This is a genomic window from Streptomyces sp. NBC_00091 (assembly GCF_026343185.1).
Lineage (GTDB): Bacteria > Actinomycetota > Actinomycetes > Streptomycetales > Streptomycetaceae > Streptomyces.
The window spans coordinates 3,857,372-3,877,206 of record NZ_JAPEMA010000001.1 but is presented as its reverse complement, the minus strand read 5'-3'; the positions used below and the strand labels follow the sequence as shown (position 1 = coordinate 3,877,206).

The window sequence follows — 19,835 nt, the reverse complement described above, 5'->3', positions numbered from 1 at the left end:
GCTCGGCGCCGGGGGCGCCTCGCCGGCTTCGCGCCGCTGCGCCGGACTCCGTCCGGCGGGCCCGGGGCGGGGCCACGGGCCCCGGCTGGGGTCGGTTGCCCGCCTGCGGGTGGAGGCCGCTGCGCGGGGCGGGTCCCTCCCCGCCCTTCCACCGTTCCCCGGGCTCCGCCCCCAGGGGGTCCGGGGCGCAGCCCCGGACCCTTCGAGCCGCGCCGGCGTCTGAGGCGGGAACGGTGGAAGGGCGGGGAGGGGCCAGCCCCGCGCAGCGGCAACCACCCGCAGACGACGGCCGGGCCCGTGGCCCCGCCCTGGGTCCGACGGACGGAGTCCGGCGCAGCGGGCCGAAGCCCGAGAGGCGCCCCGGCGCCGAACGGTGCGAGGGGCGCGTCGAGAAATGTCAGGCGGTGGCCCCGATGCGCTCCAGCGCATCCTCGGCCCCGTACGGCTGGAGGTACGGCATCCACCGCGGATCCCGATGCCCCGTCCCGATGATCCGCCAGGCCAGCCCGGACGGCGGAGCGGGCTGGTGGCGCAGCCGCCAGCCCAGCTCCAGGAGGTGCCGGTCCGCCTTCACGTGGTTGCACCGCCGGCACGCGGCGACCACGTTGTCCCAGGCGTGCTGGCCTCCCCGGCTGCGCGGGATGACGTGGTCCACGCTCGTGGCGACGGCCCCGCAGTACATGCAGCGGCCGCCGTCGCGGGCGAACAGCGCGCGGCGGGTGAGTGGAACGGGCCCCCGGTAGGGGACCCGCACGAAGCGCTTGAGCCGGACCACGCTGGGCGCGGGGACGGCTCTCGTCGCGCTGTGCAGAAAGGCGCCCGATTCCTCGAGGGAGATTGCCTTGTTCTCCAGTACGAGGACGAGCGCGCGGCGGAGCGGTACGACGCCGAGGGGCTCGTACGACGCGTTGAGGACCAGGACGTGCGGCACGGACTGCCTCCTTGTACGCCGGCGGCGCGTGGCTCGCGCCGGGACGATCTGCTCTCCAGTCTCCCCTTACGGCTGGTCGAAGCGCCACCACGCGCCGGTAACGGGCCCGAGGTGTTTTCAACCACACTCCCTTCATCCCCAGGTGAGTCCGGTCTCTCCCTCGAACACGGCAACAAGGTCGGCGCTGTGCCCCGTTAGTGTGGATGGCCTGCCCGCACACAACCTTTCCGCGGGCAGGCCGCTATGCCTGGAGGTTCCCGCCGTGCCCTCGCCCGCCACTCTGCTACCGCTGGCAGCGACCCCCACCGACGATGCGACCGAGAGCGTGACCAACGCCGCGAGCTTCATCGAGGAGAACTGGGCCACCTGGCTGAGCATCGGCCTGCGGATCCTCCTGATCGTCGTGATCGCGGCCGCGCTCCGTACGGTGGTCCGCAAGGCCCTGACCAAGCTGATAAGCCGGATGAACACCAGTGCGGAGGCCGTCGAGGGCACCGCACTGGGCGGGCTGCTGGTCAATGCCGAGCGGCGCCGCCAGCGCTCGGAGGCGATCGGCTCCGTACTGCGGTCGGTGGCCTCGTTCCTGATCCTCGGTACGGCCGCGCTGATGGTCCTGGCCGCGCTGAAGATCGATCTGGCGCCGCTGCTGGCGAGTGCCGGTGTGGCCGGTGTGGCGATCGGTTTCGGTGCCCGCAACCTGGTGACGGACTTCCTCTCCGGCGTTTTCATGATCATGGAGGACCAGTACGGCGTCGGCGACAAGATCGACGCGGGGGTGGCCTCCGGCGAGGTGATAGAGGTCGGGCTGCGCGTGACGAAGCTGCGCGGCGACAACGGCGAGATCTGGTACGTCCGCAACGGCGAGATCAAGCGGATCGGCAACCTCAGCCAGGGCTGGGCGACGGCGGGCGTGGCCGTGCAGGTCAAGCCGACGGAGAGCCTCGCGCGCATCCGCGAGGTGGTCCAGGAGGTCGCGGACACCCTGGCGAAGGAGACCCCGTGGGACGAGCGCCTGTGGGGCCCCGTGGAGGTACTGGGCCTGGACGAGGTGCTGCTGGCCTCCATGACGGTGAAGGTGTCGGCGAAGACCATGCCGGGCCAGCAGTTCGCCGTGGAGCGCGAGCTGCGCTGGCGGATCAAGGAGGCCTTCGACAGGGCCGGCATCCGGATCATCGGCGGGCTGCCGGCCGACGAGGAGGAGGCCGCCCCCGCCGACGCGGCGGCCGCCGTCGCCCCGCCCTCGGCGCTGGCCAACCCGGCCTCCCCGCAATCCCTGGCCACCACCCCGATCCCGCAGGCGCCCGCGCCCGGCGGGGTCCGCCTCCCCAAGCAGTAGCGCCCGGGCGCACGCCCCGCCATCCGCTGCCCCGCCGGTCCCTTCCGGCGGGGCAGCGGCATTGACACGCCTCCGAAGCCAATAGGAAACTTACCTAACAGTTCACCTCGGTGAGGGAGAGACCGCGTCATGCCCGCCGCCACGCCCGGAACCCCCAGCCTGCTGCGCGCCATGAACGACCGCGCCGCCCTGGAACTGCTGCTGACGCACGGCCCCCTGTCCCGGACCCGGATCGGCCACCTCACCGGGCTGTCGAAGCCCACCGCCTCCCAGCTGCTGGCCCGGCTCGAGGCCGCCGGACTGGTCGTGGCCACCGGCACCGACGGCGGCCGCCCCGGCCCCAACGCCCAGCTGTACGCGCTCAACGCCCGCGCCGCCCACGTCGGCGGCCTCGACGTGACCCCCGACCGGGTGCTCGCCGCCGTCGCCGACCTGACCGGCACCGTGGTCGGCGGCTTCGAACTCCCCTACGCCGAGGGCGCCGACGCCGTGGGACAGGTCACCGAAGCCCTCGCCGGGGCCCTCGCGGACGCCGGACTGGCCCGCTCCGACCTGCACCGCCTGGTCATCGCCACCCCCGGCGCCTTCGACCCCCGCTCCGGCCGGCTGCGCTACGCCAGCCACCTCCCCGGCTGGCACTCCCCCACCCTCCTCGACGAGCTGGCCGCGGCCCTGCCCCTGCCGGTCGAGTACGAGAACGACGTCAACCTCGCCGCCGTCGCCGAGCAGCGCCTCGGCGCGGCCCGCGGCCACGAGGACTTCGTCCTGCTGTGGAACGAGGAGGGCCTCGGCGCCGCCCTTGTGCTCGGCGGCCGGCTGCACCGCGGCTGGACCGGCGGCGCCGGCGAGGTCGGTTTCCTGCCCGTGCCCGGACACCCCCTGGTCCGGCAGGTCACCCGGGCCAACACCGGCGGCTACCAGGAGCTGGCCGGCGCACAGGTGCTGCCCGGGCTCGCGGCCGCCGCCGGCGTCGGCACCCCCGCCGTCCCGGACGCCCCGCACACGGCGCAGGTGGCGGCCGGGGCCGCACTGCTGCGGCGGGCCGCCGCCGCGCCCGAGGGACCGTACCTGCGCTTCCTCCAGTCGTACGCCACCGCCCTGGCGACCGGTCTGGCCTCGCTGGTCGCCGTACTGGACCCGGAGATCGTGGTCCTGTCCGGCGCCCTGATCACCGCGGGCGGCGAACCGCTGCGCGCCCTGCTGGAGGAGGAACTCGCCGAACTGGCCCCCTCCCGGCCCCGGCTGGTCACCGGCGAGGTGCGCGAACGGCCCGTGCTGCGCGGCGCCCTGGAGAGCGCCCTGGCCGCCACCCGTGAGGAAGTCTTCGACACCTCCCGCTAAAGACCTCCCGGAAACACCCGGGAACACCCAGAGACACCCCCGCCGGCACCCCTCGCCGGAAGTTCTTCCCCCAGAGAGCGAGCACCGCCATGCCCCAAGCCGCACGCCTGACCACCTTCGCGGCAGCCCTGGTCACCCTGTCCCTACTCGCCACCGCCTGCACGGGCCAGAGCGGCGGCAGCGCCGCCGCCGCCGACGACCCCAAGGCCGACGTCACCCTCAACTTCTGGCACGGCTGGTCCACGCCCGCCGAGGTCAAGGCGATCGAGGAGAACCTCGCCCGCTTCTCCAAGGCGCACCCGAACATCAAGGTCAAGGTCACCGGTGACATGACCGACGCCAAGATCAACCAGGCGCTGCGCGCGGGCGGGGACAAGGCCCCCGACGTGGTCTCCTCCTTCTCCACCGACAGCGTCGGCAAGTTCTGCAACTCCGGCGCCTTCGCCGACCTGGGCCCCTTCCTGCGGAAGTCCGGGATCGACAAGACCAAGGTCTTCCCCGCGAGCCTGCTGGAGTACACCCAGTTCAGGGGCAACCAGTGCACCCTCCCGCTGCTCCACGACGCCTACGGCCTCGTCTACAACAAGACCGCCTTCGCCGCCGCCGGGATCACCGAACCGCCCAGGACCTGGAGCCAGTTCGCGGAGGACGCACGGATACTCACCAAGACCGACGGTGACTCGTACAGCCAACTCGGCGTGATGCCCACCTTCCACGGCTACGAGACCACCCCGATACGGCTGGCCGCGCAGTGGAGCCCCACCTGGTTCACCCCCGGCGGCGCCTCGAACCTCGCCGGCGACCCGGCCTTCGCGAAGATGCTGACCGCCCAGAAGGACCTCGTCGCCAAGCTCGGCGGCTACGAGAAGCTGGAGCGCTTCCGCACCACCTTCGGCGACGAGTGGAACGCCGAACACCCCTTCCACAAGGGCCTGGTCGCCATGCAGATCGACGGCGAGTGGCGGCCCGCCATGGCCAAGGCGGCCGGGGTCGGCTTCGAGGTCGGCACCGCCCCGCTGCCCGTACCGGACGACCAGGTCGCCGACTACGGCAAGGGCTACCTCTCCGGCACCATCATGGGCATCTCCTCGGCGAGCCGGAAGCAGAACGCCGCCTGGGAGCTGGTGCGCTACATGACCACCGACACCGAGGCCGTGGTCGCCTTCGCCAACGCCATCCACAACGTGCCCTCGACGCTGGCCGCACTGGAGTCCCCGCAGCTCCAGGTGACCCCCGAGTCCAAGACCTTCCTCGACATCGCCCGGCACCCGAAGTCGAACACCACCCCGGCCCGGGCCGACGGCGGCACCTACCAGCTGACCTTCCAGGACTTCGCGTACGCGGTGGAGAAGGGCGACGTCGCCGACATCCCGGCCGGACTCGCCCGTACCGACCGGCAGATCGACACGGACATAGCGAAGGCCGAGTAGCCGGCGATGACCACGAACACCACCGCCCTACGGGCGAAACACCGGCGCTCCGCCCTGCGGACCCTCGCCTTCATGTCGCCCTGGCTGATCGGCTTCGCCGTCTTCTTCGCCTACCCGCTGCTGAACACCGTGTACTTCTCCTTCACGAAGTACGACGGCTTCCGCCCGCCCGTCTTCAACGGCCTGGCCAACTGGAGCTACGTCTTCACCGACTATCCGCTCTTCTGGCCGGCCATGCGCAACACCCTCTGGCTGGTCGTGGTCATGGTGGGCTGCCGGGTCGTCTTCGGCCTCGGCATCGGCCTGCTCGCCATCCGGATCAAGACCGGTGCCGGCCTCTTCCGGACCCTGTTCTACCTGCCCTACCTGGCCCCGCCGGTGGCCGCGACCCTCGCCTTCGTCTTCCTGCTCAACCCCGGCACGGGCCCGGTCAACACCCTGCTGGACGCAGCCGGGCTGCCCTCGCCCGGCTGGTTCACCGACGCCGACTGGTCCAAGCCCGCGCTCACCGCCCTCGCGGTGTGGGGGGCCGGCGACCTGATGGTGATCTTCATGGCCGCGCTGCTCGACGTACCGAAGGAGCAGTACGAGGCCGCCCAGCTGGACGGGGCCGGGGCCTGGGCCCGCTTCCGCCACATCACCCTGCCGAACATCTCCCCGATCATCCTGTTCGCCGTGGTCACCGGCGTCATCCAGGCCATGCAGTACTACACGCAGCCGCTCGTCGCCGGGAAGGTGGCCTCCGGGATCATCGGCGGCTCCGGACAACAGCCCGAACCCGGCTACCCCGACAAGTCCACGCTGACCCTGCCCCAGGCCGTCTACCACCTCGGCTTCCAGCGCTTCGACTACGGCAGCGCCAGCGTCCTCGCCCTGGTGCTCTTCGCCCTCTCCATGGCCTTCACCGCCCTCCTGATGCGACGGCGCGGCGGACTGACCGGAGCCGGCGAATGAGCGCGCACGGGCGCAAGGCCGTCCTGCACTGGATCGCGGTGCACTCCCTCGCCGTGGCCGCCGCCCTGTTCTTCGTCCTGCCCTTCGTCTTCCTCCTCCTCACCTCCCTGATGAGCGACCAGCAGGCGCTGACCCGCGAGCTGTGGCCGCGCACCTGGGAGTGGGGCAACTACACGAAGGTCTGGAACACCCCCGGCTTCCTGACCTGGTGGCGCAACACCCTCCTGTACGCCGGGCTCGGCACCCTGCTGACCGTGGTGTCCTCGGTGCCCGTCGCCTACGCCCTCGCCAGGTTCCGCTTCCGCGGGCGGCGGCTCGCCCTGCTGCTGGTGATCGCCATGATGATGCTGCCGCCGCAGGTGGTCGTCATCCCCATGTACCTCTTCTGGGCGAAGCATCTCGACCTGTCCGGCACCCTGTGGCCGCTGATCGTCCCGATGGCCTTCGGCGACGCCTTCTCCATCTTCCTGCTCCGCCAGTTCCTGCTGACCATCCCCGGCGAATACCTGGACGCGGCCCGCGTCGACGGCTGCGGAGAGGTGCGCACCCTGCTGCGCGTCGTCCTGCCCATGGCCAAGCCGGGCATCGCGGCCGTCGCCCTCTTCCAGTTCTTCTCCGCCTGGAACGACTACTTCGGCCCCCAGATCTACGCCTCCGACAACCCGGCCGCCTGGACCCTCAGCTACGGCCTGGAGTCCTTCAAGAGCGCACACCACACCGACTGGAACCTGACCATGGCGGCGACGGTGCTCGTCATGGCCCCGGTGATCCTCCTCTTCTTCTTCGCCCAGAAGGCGTTCGTCGAGGGAGTCACCCTGACCGGAGTGAAAGGCTGATCCCGATGAAACTCGCAGTGGTGGGCGGTGGTTCCACCTACACCCCCGAACTGGTCGACGGCTTCGCACGGCTGCGCGACACCCTGCCCGTCGACGAACTCGTACTGATCGACCCCGCCGCCGAACGGCTGGAGCTGATCGGCGGCCTGGCCCGGCGGATCCTCGCCCGCCAGGGCCACCCCGGGCTCGTCACCACCACCTCCGACCTGGACGCGGGGGTGGCCGGCGCCGACGCGGTCCTGCTCCAGCTGCGCATCGGCGGGCAGGCGGCCCGGCTCCAGGACGAGACCTGGCCGCTGGAGTGCGGCTGCGTCGGGCAGGAGACCACCGGCGCGGGCGGGCTCGCCAAGGCCCTGCGCACCGTCCCGGTGGTCCTGGACATCGCCGAGCGGGTCCGCCGGGCCGCCCCGGACGCCTGGATCATCGACTTCACCAACCCGGTCGGGATCGTCACCCGCGCCCTGCTCGGGGCCGGGCACAAGGCGGTCGGGCTGTGCAACGTCGCGATCGGCTTCCAGCGCAAGTTCGCGGCGCTGCTGGACGTGGCGCCCGCCGAGGTCCACCTCGACCACGTCGGCCTCAACCACCTGACCTGGGAACTGGGCGTCCGGCTCGGCGGCCCGGACGGCGCCGACGTCCTGCCCCGGCTGCTGGCCGAGCACGGCGACGCCGTCGCCGCCGACCTGCACCTGCCGCGCGCCCTCCTGGACCGGCTCGGCGCGGTGCCCTCGTACTACCTGCGCTACTTCTACGCCCACGACGAGGTGGTCCGCGAGCTCGGCGGGAAGCCCTCGCGGGCCGCCGAGGTCGCCGCGATGGAGCGCGAACTCCTCGCCCTGTACGGGGATCCCGCGCTCGACGAGAAGCCCGCACTGCTCGCCAAGCGGGGCGGGGCCTTCTACTCCGAGGCCGCCGTGGACCTGGCGGCGGCCCTGCTGGGCGGCGGCGGGCCGTCCGTGCAAGTGGTCAACACCCGCAACGACGGGACCCTGCCCTTCCTCGCGGACGACGCCGTGATCGAGGTGCAGGCACGCGTCGACGCCGCCGGCCCGGTGACGCTGCCCGCGCCCCGGCTGGACCCCCTGTACGCCGGGCTGGTCGCGCACGTGAGCGCGTACGAGGACCTCGCGCTGGACGCCGCCCTGCGCGGCGGGCGCGAGCGGGTCTTCAAGGCCCTCCTCGCGCACCCCCTCGTCGGGCAGTACGACCTGGCCGAGGGACTGACCGACCGGCTGCTCGCGCACAACAAGGAGCACCTGCCGTGGGCGTAGCCGTGGCCGCCGTCCTCGCGATCGACGCGGGCAACAGCAAGACGGACGCCGCCCTGGTCGCCGCGGACGGCACGGTCCTCGGCACCGGGCGCTCCGGGGGCTTCCAGCCGCCCCGGGTGGGCGTGGAGGCTGCCGTGGACGTGCTCGGGGAGGCCGTCGCCAAGGCCGCCGCGGCCGCCGGGCTGCCCGAAGTGCCGCGCGCGGCCCGGGTCTCGGCCTGCCTGGCCAACGCCGACCTCCCGGTGGAGGAGCGCCGGCTCGCCGAAGCGGTCGCGGCGCGCGGCTGGGGCGCGGCCACCGAGGTGCGCAACGACACCTTCGCGATCCTGCGGGCGGGCGTGGACCGGCCGCGCGGGGTCGCGGTGGTCTGCGGGGCGGGCATCAACTGCGTGGGCATGCTGCCCGACGGGCGCACCGCCCGCTTCGCCGCCCTGGGGCAGATCTCCGGGGACTGGGGCGGCGGGGGCGGGCTGGCGCAGGAGGCCCTGTGGTGGGCGGCGCGGGCCGAGGACGGGCGCGGCGGGCCGACGGCTCTGGCGGCGGCCCTGCCGGGGCACTTCGGGCTGGCTTCGATGGCCGGGCTGATCGAGGGGCTGCACCTGGGCCCGCTGGCCCGGCGGGTGCACGAGCTGGTGCCGGTGCTGTTCGCGGTGGCCGCGGCGGGCGATCCGGTGGCCTCGGCGATCGTGGAGCGGCAGGCCGAGGAGGTGGTGGCGCTGGCCGCGGTGGCCCTGGAGCGGCTCGGGCTGCTGGCGGAGGAGGTGCCGGTGGTGCTGGGCGGCGGTGTGCTCGCCGCCCGGCATCCGCAGCTGAACGGCCGGATCGAGGAGCTGCTGGCCCGCCGCGCCCCCCGGGCCCGCGTCTTGGTGGTCACGGCCCCGCCGGTCCTGGGCGCCGCCCTGCTGGGCCTGGACGCCCTCGGTGCGCCCCCGGAGGCCCACGGCAGGCTCCGTGCCCAATTCGAGTGAACCTGCGCGGGGAACCCGTACGCCCGGAACCGCCGGGGCCGCCCGGGCGTATTGACGGTGAAGGAGCGACGGGGGAAGCCGCAGGGGTGGCGGGGGGACGGTGGCGGGGGCGGTCGGGGCGGGGGATCGCCCAAGATCGGGCACCGGGTGCTGTGGTCGGGCGCCACTACGGCCATACTGCTGCGGAGCAGAGGGACCGAGGGGGAGGTCACGGTGGCCATCACGACACGCGCGTCCGCGCCCGCGGGCGGTACCTCCGGGGCGCCCGCCGGGCCGGCCGCGAGACCGCCCGCGCCGCCCCGGCGGAGTACCGCATGGGCCGAGGGCGTGGAGCGGGTTCGCGCCGCGGCGACGACCGAGCCGGGCCGGCTGCGGATCATCGGCGCGGTGCTGGCCGCCCTGGTCGTGCTGTTCGGCGCGGTCGCGGTGTGGGAGGTCTCCGGCCGGGTCACCGCCGCGGAGGACGTGGTGGGCCGCAGCCAGCCGCTGAGCGCGGACGCGGCGAGCATCTACCGTTCCCTCGCGGATGCCGACACGGCCTCCTCCAGCGGGTTCCTCGCGGGCGCCCAGGAGCCCCGGGAGGTCCGCCAGCGCTACGAGAAGGACATCGCCAACGCCTCCCGGCTGCTGGTGAGCGCGGCGGCCAACACCGGGGCCGGCGGGGACTCCCGCAAGGAGATAGCGCTCCTCGGCGAGCAGCTGCCCCGCTACACCGGCCTGATCGAGCAGGCCCGCGCGACCAACCGGCAGGGCCTGCCGCTCGGCGGGGCCTACCTGCGCTACGCCAACGAGCAGATGAGCACGGTGCTGCTGCCCGCCGCGCAGCGGCTGTACGAGGCGGAGACGGGCCGGCTGTACACGGACTACGACGAGGCCCGGTCCTGGCCGGTGGCCGCGACGGGCGTGGGCCTGCTGGCGCTGGGCGCGCTCGTGTGGGCGCAGCGGCGCAACTACCGGCGTACCAACCGTGTCTTCAACCACGGTCTGGTGGGCGCGACGGCCGCGGCGGCGGTGGTGCTGCTGTGGCTGACGGTGGGGCAGTCGGTGGCCCGGGCCGGGCTGGGCGAGGCCAGGGCGGACGGGCAGGAGTCGCTGAAGGTGCTCAATGACGCGCGGATCGCCTCGCTCCAGGCGCGGGCCAACGAGAACCTGACGCTGATCGCGCGGGGCGCCGTACTGGCCGAGGACAAGAAGTCCGACAAGTACGACGTGGACTACGAGAAGAACATGAAGCAGCTCGACGCCGGGCTGGCGCGGGCGCTGAAGCTGGCCGACGACGGGAGCGGGCGCGAGCCCGTCTCGAAGGCGGTCGCGGGTGTGGCGCAGTGGAAGCAGCGGCACGCGGCCGCCCGGGACGCGGACATGAAGGGCGACTACGAGCTGGCCCTGCCCCAGGTCATCGGGGACGAGAAGCACAAGGACAGCAGCGGGGCCTCGTTCGACACGGTGGACGCCTCCCTGGAGCGGGCCGTGGCCCATGAGCAGAAGCAGTTCACCCTGGCCGCCCGGGACGGGCTCGGCGCGCTGGGCGGGCTGGTGACGGGCTCGGCGGTGCTGGCGGTCGCCGGCGCGGCGGCGGCCCTCCTCGGCATCGGTCGCAGGCTTTCGGAGTACAGGTGAGTTCCATGCGGATACGAGGGACAGGGCCGGAGCGGGGCGAGCCGTCCGGGGCGCCGCAGGAAGCGGCGGCCGGGGCGCCGTCGCCGCGGCCGGGCGCGGCCCGGTTGCGGCGGGCGGCGGCCCGGCTGCGCGGCTGGGGCGGGGTGAGTGCGATGGCCGCGGCCTGCGCGGTGACGGCGGCGGCGGTGCTGCTGCCGCTGGCCCAGGCCTCGCCGGGCTCCGGGCGTCCCGGGGTGGTCCAGGAGCCGGCCTCGGTGGGGGCGGCCCCCTTGGCGCCGGCCGACACTTGTCAGGACCCGGAGTCCAGCCTGCGCCCGTCCGGGCTGGACGGCCCGGCCATCGAGCGGATCCGCAAGGCGGGCAAGCTCGTGGCGGGCGTGGACCAGAACAGCTTCAAGTGGGGCTACCGCAATCCGGACGGCCACCTGGACGGCTTCGACATCGACCTGGTCAAGGCGATAGCGAAGGACATCCTGGGCAATGAGGACCTGGTCATCTACCGGGCGATCCCGACCAGTCAGCGCGTCCCGGCGCTCCAGGAGGGCCGGGTCGACATCGTCGTGCGGACCATGACGATCAACTGCAAGCGCCTGGAGGACGTGGCCTTCTCCACGGCCTACTTCGAGGCGGGGCAGCAGGTGCTGGCCCCCAAGGGTTCGCCGATCACCGGGTACGACGCCTCGCTGAAGGGCCGCCGGATCTGCACGGCGGCCGGTTCCACGGCGGAGGCGGCCCTGAAGTCCCAGTCGTACGGCTCGGTCGGGGTGTCCGTGCCGAACCAGCTGGACTGCCTGGTGCGGCTCCAGCTGGGCGAGGTCGAAGGGATCATCACCGACAACGCGCTGGCCGCCGGGCAGGCGGCGCAGGACCCCTCGGTGCAGCTGGTGGGGGCGCCGTTCACCCGCGAGTTCTACGGGGTGGCGATGAACAAGGACGCCTCCGACCTGGTGCGCCGGGTGAACAAGGTGCTGGAGAACTACCGGGCGGGCGGTGAGCAGAGCCCGTGGTCGACCTCCTACCGGAAGCACTTCGAGGACGTGCTGCCGAAGGCCAGCGTGCCGCCCTCGCCCAAGTACCGGGACGGCTGAGGCCGGTGGCGGATTCGGAGCCCTACGTGAGCCAGCCCAATGCGAGCCAGCCCTATGTGGCAGTGATGGACCGGGACGACGTCGACCGCGCGCTGGCGCGCCTCGGCGCGGAGCACGAGGCCGTCGAGACCTCGCTGCTCGCGCTCCAGGACCACGCCGGGCGGCGGCTGCTGGAAGGGGCCGCGCTGAGCGGGGTCACCAAGGAGCGGTGGGCCGAGGCCGACGCGGCGGTGACCCGGCTGTGGACGTACTTCGACGCCTACAGCGGGGCGCTGGCCGCCGCCCGGGAGATCCGTGAGCGGCGCCGCTGGCCGAGCGTCACGGACTTGGCCGAGCTGACGGAGCGGCTGCGCGGGCCCGGGGTGACGATCGCCGGGGCCGGGGTGGGGGGCGTGGCGCTGGCGGAGCGCTTCTCGCTTGCCGATCTGGTGGCCCGGATGAACGAGCTGTACGCGGCCTCCCTGGACGTGGTGGTCGCCGCCGACGCGGTGTGGTCGGCGCTGCCCGCGCGGATCGACCTGCTCTCGGCCGAGCTGCACCGGACCCGTTCGCTGGCGCGTTCGGTGGGGGTGCGGCCGGGCGAGCACCCTTCGGGGGACGATCTGGAGGCGATCACCGCCGAGCTGGCGGAGCTTCGGGAGGCGGTGATCGCGGACCCGCTGGCCTTCTGGGTGGCGGTGGCGGGGAGTTCCGCCCCGGGCGGGGGGCGTCCGGACACCGCCCGTTACGACCGTGCGGCGCGCGCGCTGGACGACGTACGGCGGGAGGTCGAGGCGGTCCTGACCGTACGGCAGGACGCGGAGCAGCGGCTGATCGCGCTGCGGGACGTGCTGTCGCGGGCGGACCGGACGCTGGCGGAGGCGCGGACGGCGCGCGGCGAGGTGCTGGCGAAGATCGCGGCGTCGGAGGTGCCGGCGGTGAGCGGTCCGCCGACGGCCCTGCAGGAGCAGCTGGCGGCGGCGGCCGAGTACCGGCGGCAGTCGCAGTGGCACCGGCTGTCGCCGCTGCTGGACGCGCTGGAGGACCGGGCCGAGGAGGAACTGCGGCGGGCCCGTGAATCGTTGACCGCGGTGACGGCGCCGCTGGCGGTCCGGGCCGAGCTGCGGGGGCGTCTGGACGCGTACAAGGCGAAGGTGGCCCGGCACGGCATGGCGGAGGATCCGCTGCTGATCGAGCGGTACGACGCGGCCCGGCGGATGCTGTGGAGCGCGCCCTGCGACCTGCGGGTCGCGGAGCAGGCGGTCCTGCGCTACCAGCGTGCGACGGCCGAGGCGCTGGCACCGCCGCAGGATCAGCGGCCGCGGGATCAGCGGCCCGAGGGGTACCGGTCCGAGGGGCCGGGGGAGGAGGACGCATGAGCCTGGTCGGAACGCCGTGTCTTCGTCCCGGCTGCCCGGGGACGTACGAGGACATGGGCGGCGGTGAGGTGTACTGCGACACCTGCGGGCTCGCGCCGATGGGCGCGGTGGCCGCGGGTGCGGAGGAGCTGGTGTCGCCGCCGACGGGGATGACGAGCGCGGCCCGGCAGGGCGATTCGCAGGGTTCGGCGGGCTCGCGCGGCTCGGGCCGGTCCTCGGCCTCGGCCCGCTCCTCGAGGTCCTCCCGCTCCTCGTCCTCGCGCCGCTCGGTGTCGGGGCGGTTGTCGCGCTCCCTGCCCGGTTCCGTGTCCACCCGGTCGGTGTCGGTGCGCAGTTCGGGCTCGTCGTCCGCCTCCTCGGGGCGCAGCAGGCTGGGCGCGGGGCTGGTCAGCGTCCCGCATGTGCCGCGTCCGGATCCTGCGGCGGCGGTGCTGGAGAACCCGGAGGTGCCGGAGCGCAAGCGGTTCTGCTCGCGCTCGGACTGCGGGGCTCCGGTGGGCCGGTCGCGGGGTGAGCGGCCGGGGCGTACGGAGGGCTTCTGCACCAAGTGCGGGCACCCGTACTCCTTCGTGCCGAAGCTGCGCGCCGGGGACGTGGTGCACGGCCAGTACGAGGTGGCGGGCTGCCTGGCGCACGGCGGGCTCGGCTGGGTCTACCTGGCGGTGGACCGGGCGGTGTCGGACCGGTGGGTGGTGCTCAAGGGCCTGCTGGACACCGGGGACCAGGACGCGATGGAGGCGGCGATCTCCGAGCGGCGCTTCCTCGCGGAGATCGAGCACTCCAACATCGTGCGGATCTACAACTTCGTGGAGCACCTGGACCAGCGGACGGGTTCGCTGGACGGGTACATCGTCATGGAGTACGTGGGCGGCAAGTCGCTGAAGGAGATCGCGAACGAGCGGCGCCGGCCGGACGGGCGGCGGGATCCGCTGCCGGTGGAGCAGGCGTGCGCGTACGGGATCGAGGCCCTGGAGGCCCTCGGGCACCTGCACAGCAGGAACCTCCTGTACTGCGACTTCAAGGTCGACAACGCGATCCAGCAGCAGGACCAGCTGAAGCTGATCGACATGGGCGCGGTCCGGCGGATGGACGACGAGGATTCGGCCATCTACGGCACGGTGGGCTACCAGGCGCCCGAGGTGGCGGAGCTGGGGCCCTCGGTGGCCTCGGACCTGTACACGGTGGCGCGCACGCTGGCGGTGCTGACCTTCGACTTCCAGGGCTACACGAACGTGTTCGTGGACTCGCTGCCGGATCCGGAGCACATCGAGGTGTTCCACCGGTACGAGTCCTTCTACCGGCTGCTGGTACGGGCGACCGATCCGGATCCGGGGCGGCGGTTCGCGTCCGCGCAGGAGATGGCGGACCAGCTGACGGGTGTGCTGCGGGAGGTGGTCGCGCTGCAGACGGGGCGGCCCCGGCCGCAGCTGTCGACCCTGTTCGGTCCGGAACTGCGGGTTCCGGACACCCAGTTGTACGAGGACGCGCCCGGGGCGGAGGTGTCCCGGCTGGGCGTGCGGTCCGTGGCCTCCCGGCGGGGCGGGGCCCTGTTCGGCCGGCGCGCCCGGGGCGCGGGCCGGGCTCCGGCCGGGGGCGCGGCGGCGGCCGAGGCTCCTGCGCAGGTGACGGCCGCGGTCCCGGAGGCCGGTCGCGGCCCGGCGCCCGCGCAGGTCCCGGGCTCCGCGCAGGCGGGGCCGACGGGCGGTGGGGCCGCGCTGCCCGGGCTCGGGACCACGGCCACGCACGTGGCGGGCCCCGCGGTGCCCGGCCCCCGGCAGGCGCCGGCGGCTCCCGCGCCCGCGCTGCCGCCGTTCCCGGCCCCCCGTACGCCGGTGCCGGTCGCGGCCGGGCTGGCGGTGCTCGACGCCCGCGACACGGCGCTCGCCCTGCCGGTGCCGCTGGTGGACCCGGGCGATCCGAATGCCGCTTTCCTGGCCGGACTCCTGGCCTCCGCGCCCGCCGACCTGCTCGGCGCCCTGGGCGCGGCCCCGGCCGACTCCGCCGAGCTGCGGCTGCGGGAACTGCGCGCCCGGCTCGAGCTGGGCGAACTGCCCGTGGCCGGAAGGGCCCTGGCCGAGCTGGAGGCCCGCCATCCGGACGACTGGCGGGTGGTGTGGGCGCGCGGGATCGCCTCGCTGGCCACCGGGGACGACGAGATAGCCGCCCTGTCCTTCGACGCCATCTACGACGCCTTCCCGGGCGAGCCCGCGCCGAAGCTGGCGCTCGGGCTGTGCGCCGAGGTCCTGGGGCAGCTGGACAACGCCGCCGAGTACTACCGACTCGTCTGGATCACCGACCCGGGGTTCGTGAGCGCGGCCTTCGGGCTGGCCCGGGTCCAGCTGGCGGCCGGCGACCGGGAGGCCGCGGTGCGCACCCTGGAATCCGTACCGGAGGCCTCGATCCACTACACCGCCGCACGGGTGGCGGCCGTACGGGCACGCCTGCGCGACCGCTCCCCGCAGGAGGAGCTGCTGGCCGACCTCGCGGCGGCGTCGGACCAGGTGGAGGCGCTGCGCCGGTTCGGGCTGGACCCGGAGCGGCAGGAGCGGCTGGCGACGGAGGTTCTGGGCTCGGCCCTGGACTGGGTACTGTCGGGTAGCCGGGGTGCCGACCCCGGCCGGACCTCGTTGCTCGGCAGTCAACTGGACGAGCGGGGGCTGCGCTTCGGCCTGGAACGCTCGTACCGCGTCCTCGCCCGGCTGGCGCAGCGGGGCGAGGAGAGGATCGAACTGGTGGAGCGGGCAAACCGTTTCCGTCCCCGGACGTGGGTGTGAGTGATGTCGATGCATCGGCCGTCGGGCTGCCCCAGCTGCGCGGAGCCCCTCGAGGAGGGTGACCGTTTCTGCGGCGTATGCGGATACGCCCTCTCCTCCGCGCCCCCTCCCGCGGATCCCACCCCGACCCTCCCGGTCACCCCCACCCCGGGGGCCGTGGGCCGGGCCGCGGACGAGCCGGCGGCGTACCCCGCCCCGGCCCCGGTCGCCGCGGCCCCGGTCGCGCCCGCCCCGGTCGGCGCCGCGTACTCCGCCGTGGGGCCGGCCGGCTCGGAGGCCCCGGGCTACGGGGTGCCCGCGCCCGGGTGGGAGGGCGAGGCCGAGCCGGGCCGGGGCGCAGCCCCCTGGGACTCGGCCGGTGCCGGGCACGAGGACCCGTACGGCGGTGCCCCGCAGGGTGACCCGCAGGAGGCCCCGTACGGCGCGGGCGCCACCCGCCATGACCCGCCCGGAAGCGCCGGCGGCACCGGGACGCCCTCCGAGGGGACCCCCTGGGGCGCCGCCGGTGCCGGTGCCGGGCACGAGGACCCGGACCCGTACGGCGCCGCCCCGCAGGGTGAGCCGCAGGGCGACGGCAAGACCTGCGTCGCCTGCCGCGCCGGGCACGTGGACACCGACGGGTACTGCGAGCACTGCGGCCACGCGCAGCCCCGCGAGCGAGACCACCTGGAAGAGGAGCTCTGCAGCGTCGCCGCCGTCAGCGACCGCGGCCTGCGCCACCACCGCAACGAGGACTCCTTCGCGGTGTCGGCCACCGCCCTGCCCGACGGCTCCGCCGCCACCGTCGCCATCGTCTGCGACGGCGTCTCCTCCGCCAGCCGCCCCGACGAGGCGTCGGCCGCAGCGGCCGCCGCCGCCAACGAGGCACTGCTCGAGGCCCTCCCCCACGGCGCGCACCCGGCGGAGGCCATGCACGAGGCGATCCTCGCCGCGTCCGCCGCCGTGAACGCCCTCGCCCCGGAGACCCCCGGCGCGCAGAACGCCCCCGCCTGCACCCTGGTCGGAGCCGTCGTCAGCAGCGGTGTGCTGACCATCGGATGGGTCGGCGACAGCCGCGCCTACTGGGTGCCCGACGACCGCGGCGCGCTGCCCCGCCGCCTCACCGAGGACGACTCCTGGGCCGCCCAGATGGTCGCGGCGGGCCTGATGGGCGAGGCCGAGGCCTACGCCGACGTCCGCGCCCACGCCATCACCGGCTGGCTCGGGGCCGACGCGTACGACCTCGAACCGCACACCGCCAGCTTCAGACCGGACCACCCCGGCGTGGTCGTCGTCTGCACCGACGGCCTGTGGAACTACGCCGAGTCCGCGCGGGAGATGGCCCGGGTCCTGCCCGTGGACGCCGCCGCCCGCCCGCTGCACAGCGCGCAGGTCCTGGTGGGGCACGCCCTCGACGGGGGCGGGCACGACAACGTCACCGTCGCCGTCGTGCCCTTCAGCACCCCGGAGCAGGCGCAGCCGCAAGCCCCCGCGGAAACCGGAACGGAAGCCGGAACGGAAGCCGAAGCGGAACCGCAGGCCCGCCCCCGGGCCTGAGCCGCCCGCCCCAGCCAGCCCGGAGGAGGAGTCCCACCGATGGCGAACTTCGCCAAGCCGAGTGCCCCGCGCTTCAGCGTGGAGGTGTACCAGAACGAGTTCCTGCCCGAGGGCGGGCGTGACGTGCACGCCATCGTTACGGTGACCTCCACCGGCGGAGCCACCGCCACGCACGCGCTCGGCCGGGACGCGGCCGTCGTGATCATGGTCGACTGCTCCGGTTCCATGGAGTACCCGCCGGACAAGATGCGCGGCGCCCGCGAGGCCACCGCCGCCGCGATCGACACCCTGCGCGACGGCACGGCCTTCGCCGTGATCGCCGGTACCCACGAGGCCAGGGAGGTCTACCCCGGCCAGGGCGGCCTCGCCACCGCCGGCCCGGCCACCCGCGCCCAGGCCAAGGAGGCCCTGCGGGGCCTGCGTTCCGGCGGCGGCACGGCCATCGGGACCTGGCTGCGGCTCGCCGACGGCCTGCTGCGCCGGTCCCCGGCCACGATCCGGCACGGCATCCTGCTCACCGACGGCCGCAACGAGCACGAGGACCCGGCCGTGCTGCGCGCCACCCTCGAGGCCTCCGCGGGCCGCTTCACCTGCGACGCGCGCGGGGTGGGCACCGACTGGGAGGTGAAGGAGGTGACCGGGATCGCGAGCGCGCTGCTCGGCTCCGCCGACATCGTCGCCGATCCGGCCCATCTCGCCGGGGACTTCACGCGCATGATGGAGAAGGTCATGGGCAAGGAGGTCGCGGACGTCGCGCTGCGCCTGTGGACGCCGGTCGGCGTGGAGATCCAGTACGTCAAGCAGGTCTCGCCCACCCTCCAGGACCTGACCGCCCGCCGTACCGGGGCGGGCCCCCGCGCCGGGGACTACCCGACCGGTTCCTGGGGCGACGAGTCCCGCGAATACCACGTGTGCGTACGGGTGCCGGGCGCCTCGGTGGGCCAGGAGATGCTGGCCGCCCGGGCCTCCCTCGTCCTGCCCGGGCCGGCGGGCGAACCGCGGCCGCCGCTCGCGCAGGGGCTGGTCCGGGCGGTGTGGACCGACGACCTGGCGGCCTCGACCGCCATCAGCCCGCAGGTGGCGCACTACACGGGACAGGCCGAACTCGCGCAGGCTATCCAACAGGGGCTGGAAGCCCGCAAAATGGGTGATGTCGACGGCGCCACGGCGAAACTGGGCCGTGCCGTGCAGCTGGCGAGCGCCTCCGGCAACGCCGACACAGCCAAACTGCTGGCGAAGGTGGTGGATGTCGTGGACGCGGCGGCGGGTACTGTGCGGCTGAAGGCGAAGGTCGCCGATGCCGACGAAATGACCCTTGAAACGCGTTCGACGCAGACCGTCCGAGTGAAGAAGACCTGAGAAGAAGCCTGACGCGATGACGCAGGGAGAAGGGGGAGCCGCCGCGATGCCGACCTGCCCGAACGGCCACCAGTCCGCCTCCGACGACTGGTGCGAGGTCTGCGGCCACCGCATGGCCGCCCCTGCGGGCACCCCCGGGCCGCCCTCCTACGGCTACCCTCCCACCGGCGGCGAGCCGACCGCCCAGGCCGAACTGTGCCCGCAGTGCCGGACCCCGCGCGAGGCCATGGCCCCGTTCTGCGAGGAGTGCCGGTACAACTTCCTCACCCGTACGGCGACCCCGTACGTGCCGCCCGCCGCGGAGTCCGGCCCGGGCGCGGGCACCGTGCCGCCCCCGCCGCCGGCCCCGCCCCAGCCGGTGTTCTCCCAGGACCACTTCGAGTACCAGGGCTCGCGCCCCTCGCGGGTCAACCGCCCGGCCGAGCCGCTCCAGGGCGAGGACGACTGGCTGCTGCAACCGCCCGCGCAGGAGCAGCCCGCAGCATCCCGGCAGCCCGTCCAGCCCCAGCTGGCGGCGCACCAGCGGCAGGATTACCCGCAGGAGGAGTACCGGCAGGAGGAGTACCGGCAGCAACCGCCGCCGTCTCAGCCGGAGTACCAGCAGCCCTTCCCGCCCCAGAACGGCGGCGTCTCCTGGACCGCGACGATCGGCCCCGACCGCTCGTACTTCATGGCGATGATGCAGCGCAGCGGTCCCGAGGCCGCCGGGCTCAACCTGCCCGCGTACTCCCCGGAACAGCACCTTCCGCTCTCCGGCGGCCAGATCACCATCGGCCGCCGCCGCGCCTCCACGGGCGAGTCCCCCGACATCGACCTGTCGGTGCCCCCGGAGGACCCGGGCGTCTCCCACCAGCACGCGGTGCTCGTCCAGCAGCCCGACCTGAGCTGGGCGGTGGTCGACCAGAACTCCACCAACGGCACCACCATCAACGGCGGCGCGGAGCCCATCCAGCCGTACGTCCCGGTCCCCCTCACCGACGGCGACCGCGTCCACGTCGGCGCCTGGACCACCATCACCGTCCGCAGGGGCTAG

15 protein-coding genes are annotated in these 19,835 nt (G+C 74.1%); 14 read left to right on the top strand and 1 reads right to left on the bottom strand.

From position 1 onward, the window contains the following. Positions 1-397 precede the first annotated feature (397 nt). Complete coding sequence (locus OOK34_RS17855; RefSeq protein WP_267034858.1) at positions 398-931, bottom strand: HNH endonuclease; 534 nt, start codon at positions 929-931, stop codon at positions 398-400. A gap of 262 nt (positions 932-1,193) precedes the next feature. Here OOK34_RS17855 and OOK34_RS17850 point away from each other — a divergent pair, with 262 nt between their 5' ends. The 14 genes from OOK34_RS17850 (at position 1,194) to OOK34_RS17785 (ending at position 19,835) form a co-directional block, all read left to right on the top strand. Continuing rightward, positions 1,194-2,267: a mechanosensitive ion channel family protein gene (locus OOK34_RS17850; RefSeq protein ID WP_267034857.1), complete on the top strand. Its 1,074-nt coding sequence runs from the start codon at positions 1,194-1,196 to the stop codon at positions 2,265-2,267. 129 nt (positions 2,268-2,396) lie between these two features. Further along, positions 2,397-3,608: an ROK family transcriptional regulator gene (locus OOK34_RS17845; protein ID WP_267034856.1), complete on the top strand. Its 1,212-nt coding sequence runs from the start codon at positions 2,397-2,399 to the stop codon at positions 3,606-3,608. 89 nt (positions 3,609-3,697) lie between these two features. Further along, complete coding sequence (locus tag OOK34_RS17840) at positions 3,698-5,038, top strand: extracellular solute-binding protein (RefSeq protein WP_267034855.1); 1,341 nt, start codon at positions 3,698-3,700, stop codon at positions 5,036-5,038. Positions 5,039-5,044: 6 nt separating this feature from the next. Then, a complete protein-coding gene (locus OOK34_RS17835) occupies positions 5,045-5,992 on the top strand; it encodes a carbohydrate ABC transporter permease (RefSeq protein WP_267034854.1) in 948 nt (315 codons plus the stop codon). After that, positions 5,989-6,828, top strand: a complete 840-nt coding sequence (locus tag OOK34_RS17830) for a carbohydrate ABC transporter permease (protein ID WP_267034853.1) — start codon at positions 5,989-5,991, stop codon at positions 6,826-6,828. The genes OOK34_RS17835 and OOK34_RS17830 overlap by 4 nt, the downstream gene beginning before the upstream one ends. 5 nt (positions 6,829-6,833) lie before the next feature. Further along, positions 6,834-8,099 (top strand): 6-phospho-beta-glucosidase, encoded by a 1,266-nt coding sequence (locus tag OOK34_RS17825; RefSeq protein ID WP_267034852.1) that lies wholly within the window; start codon positions 6,834-6,836, stop codon positions 8,097-8,099. Next, entirely contained in the window at positions 8,090-9,067 is a 978-nt protein-coding gene (locus tag OOK34_RS17820; protein WP_267034851.1) for an N-acetylglucosamine kinase, read from the top strand. The genes OOK34_RS17825 and OOK34_RS17820 overlap by 10 nt, the downstream gene beginning before the upstream one ends. Positions 9,068-9,280: 213 nt before the next feature. Then, a complete protein-coding gene (locus OOK34_RS17815; protein ID WP_267034850.1) occupies positions 9,281-10,687 on the top strand; it encodes a hypothetical protein in 1,407 nt (468 codons plus the stop codon). Positions 10,688-10,839: 152 nt separating this feature from the next. Beyond that, positions 10,840-11,775: a glutamate ABC transporter substrate-binding protein gene (locus OOK34_RS17810; protein ID WP_267036794.1), complete on the top strand. Its 936-nt coding sequence runs from the start codon at positions 10,840-10,842 to the stop codon at positions 11,773-11,775. A gap of 65 nt (positions 11,776-11,840) precedes the next feature. Further along, positions 11,841-13,133 (top strand): hypothetical protein, encoded by a 1,293-nt coding sequence (locus OOK34_RS17805; protein ID WP_267036793.1) that lies wholly within the window; start codon positions 11,841-11,843, stop codon positions 13,131-13,133. Continuing rightward, positions 13,130-15,907 (top strand): serine/threonine-protein kinase, encoded by a 2,778-nt coding sequence (locus OOK34_RS17800; protein WP_267034849.1) that lies wholly within the window; start codon positions 13,130-13,132, stop codon positions 15,905-15,907. Before OOK34_RS17805 ends, OOK34_RS17800 begins: the two co-directional genes overlap by 4 nt. Before the next feature lie 3 nt (positions 15,908-15,910). Continuing rightward, complete coding sequence (locus OOK34_RS17795) at positions 15,911-17,443, top strand: protein phosphatase 2C domain-containing protein (protein WP_267034848.1); 1,533 nt, start codon at positions 15,911-15,913, stop codon at positions 17,441-17,443. Between the two features lie 39 nt (positions 17,444-17,482). Beyond that, positions 17,483-18,802: a VWA domain-containing protein gene (locus OOK34_RS17790; RefSeq protein ID WP_267034847.1), complete on the top strand. Its 1,320-nt coding sequence runs from the start codon at positions 17,483-17,485 to the stop codon at positions 18,800-18,802. 46 nt (positions 18,803-18,848) lie between these two features. Beyond that, a complete protein-coding gene (locus tag OOK34_RS17785) occupies positions 18,849-19,835 on the top strand; it encodes an FHA domain-containing protein (RefSeq protein ID WP_267036792.1) in 987 nt (328 codons plus the stop codon).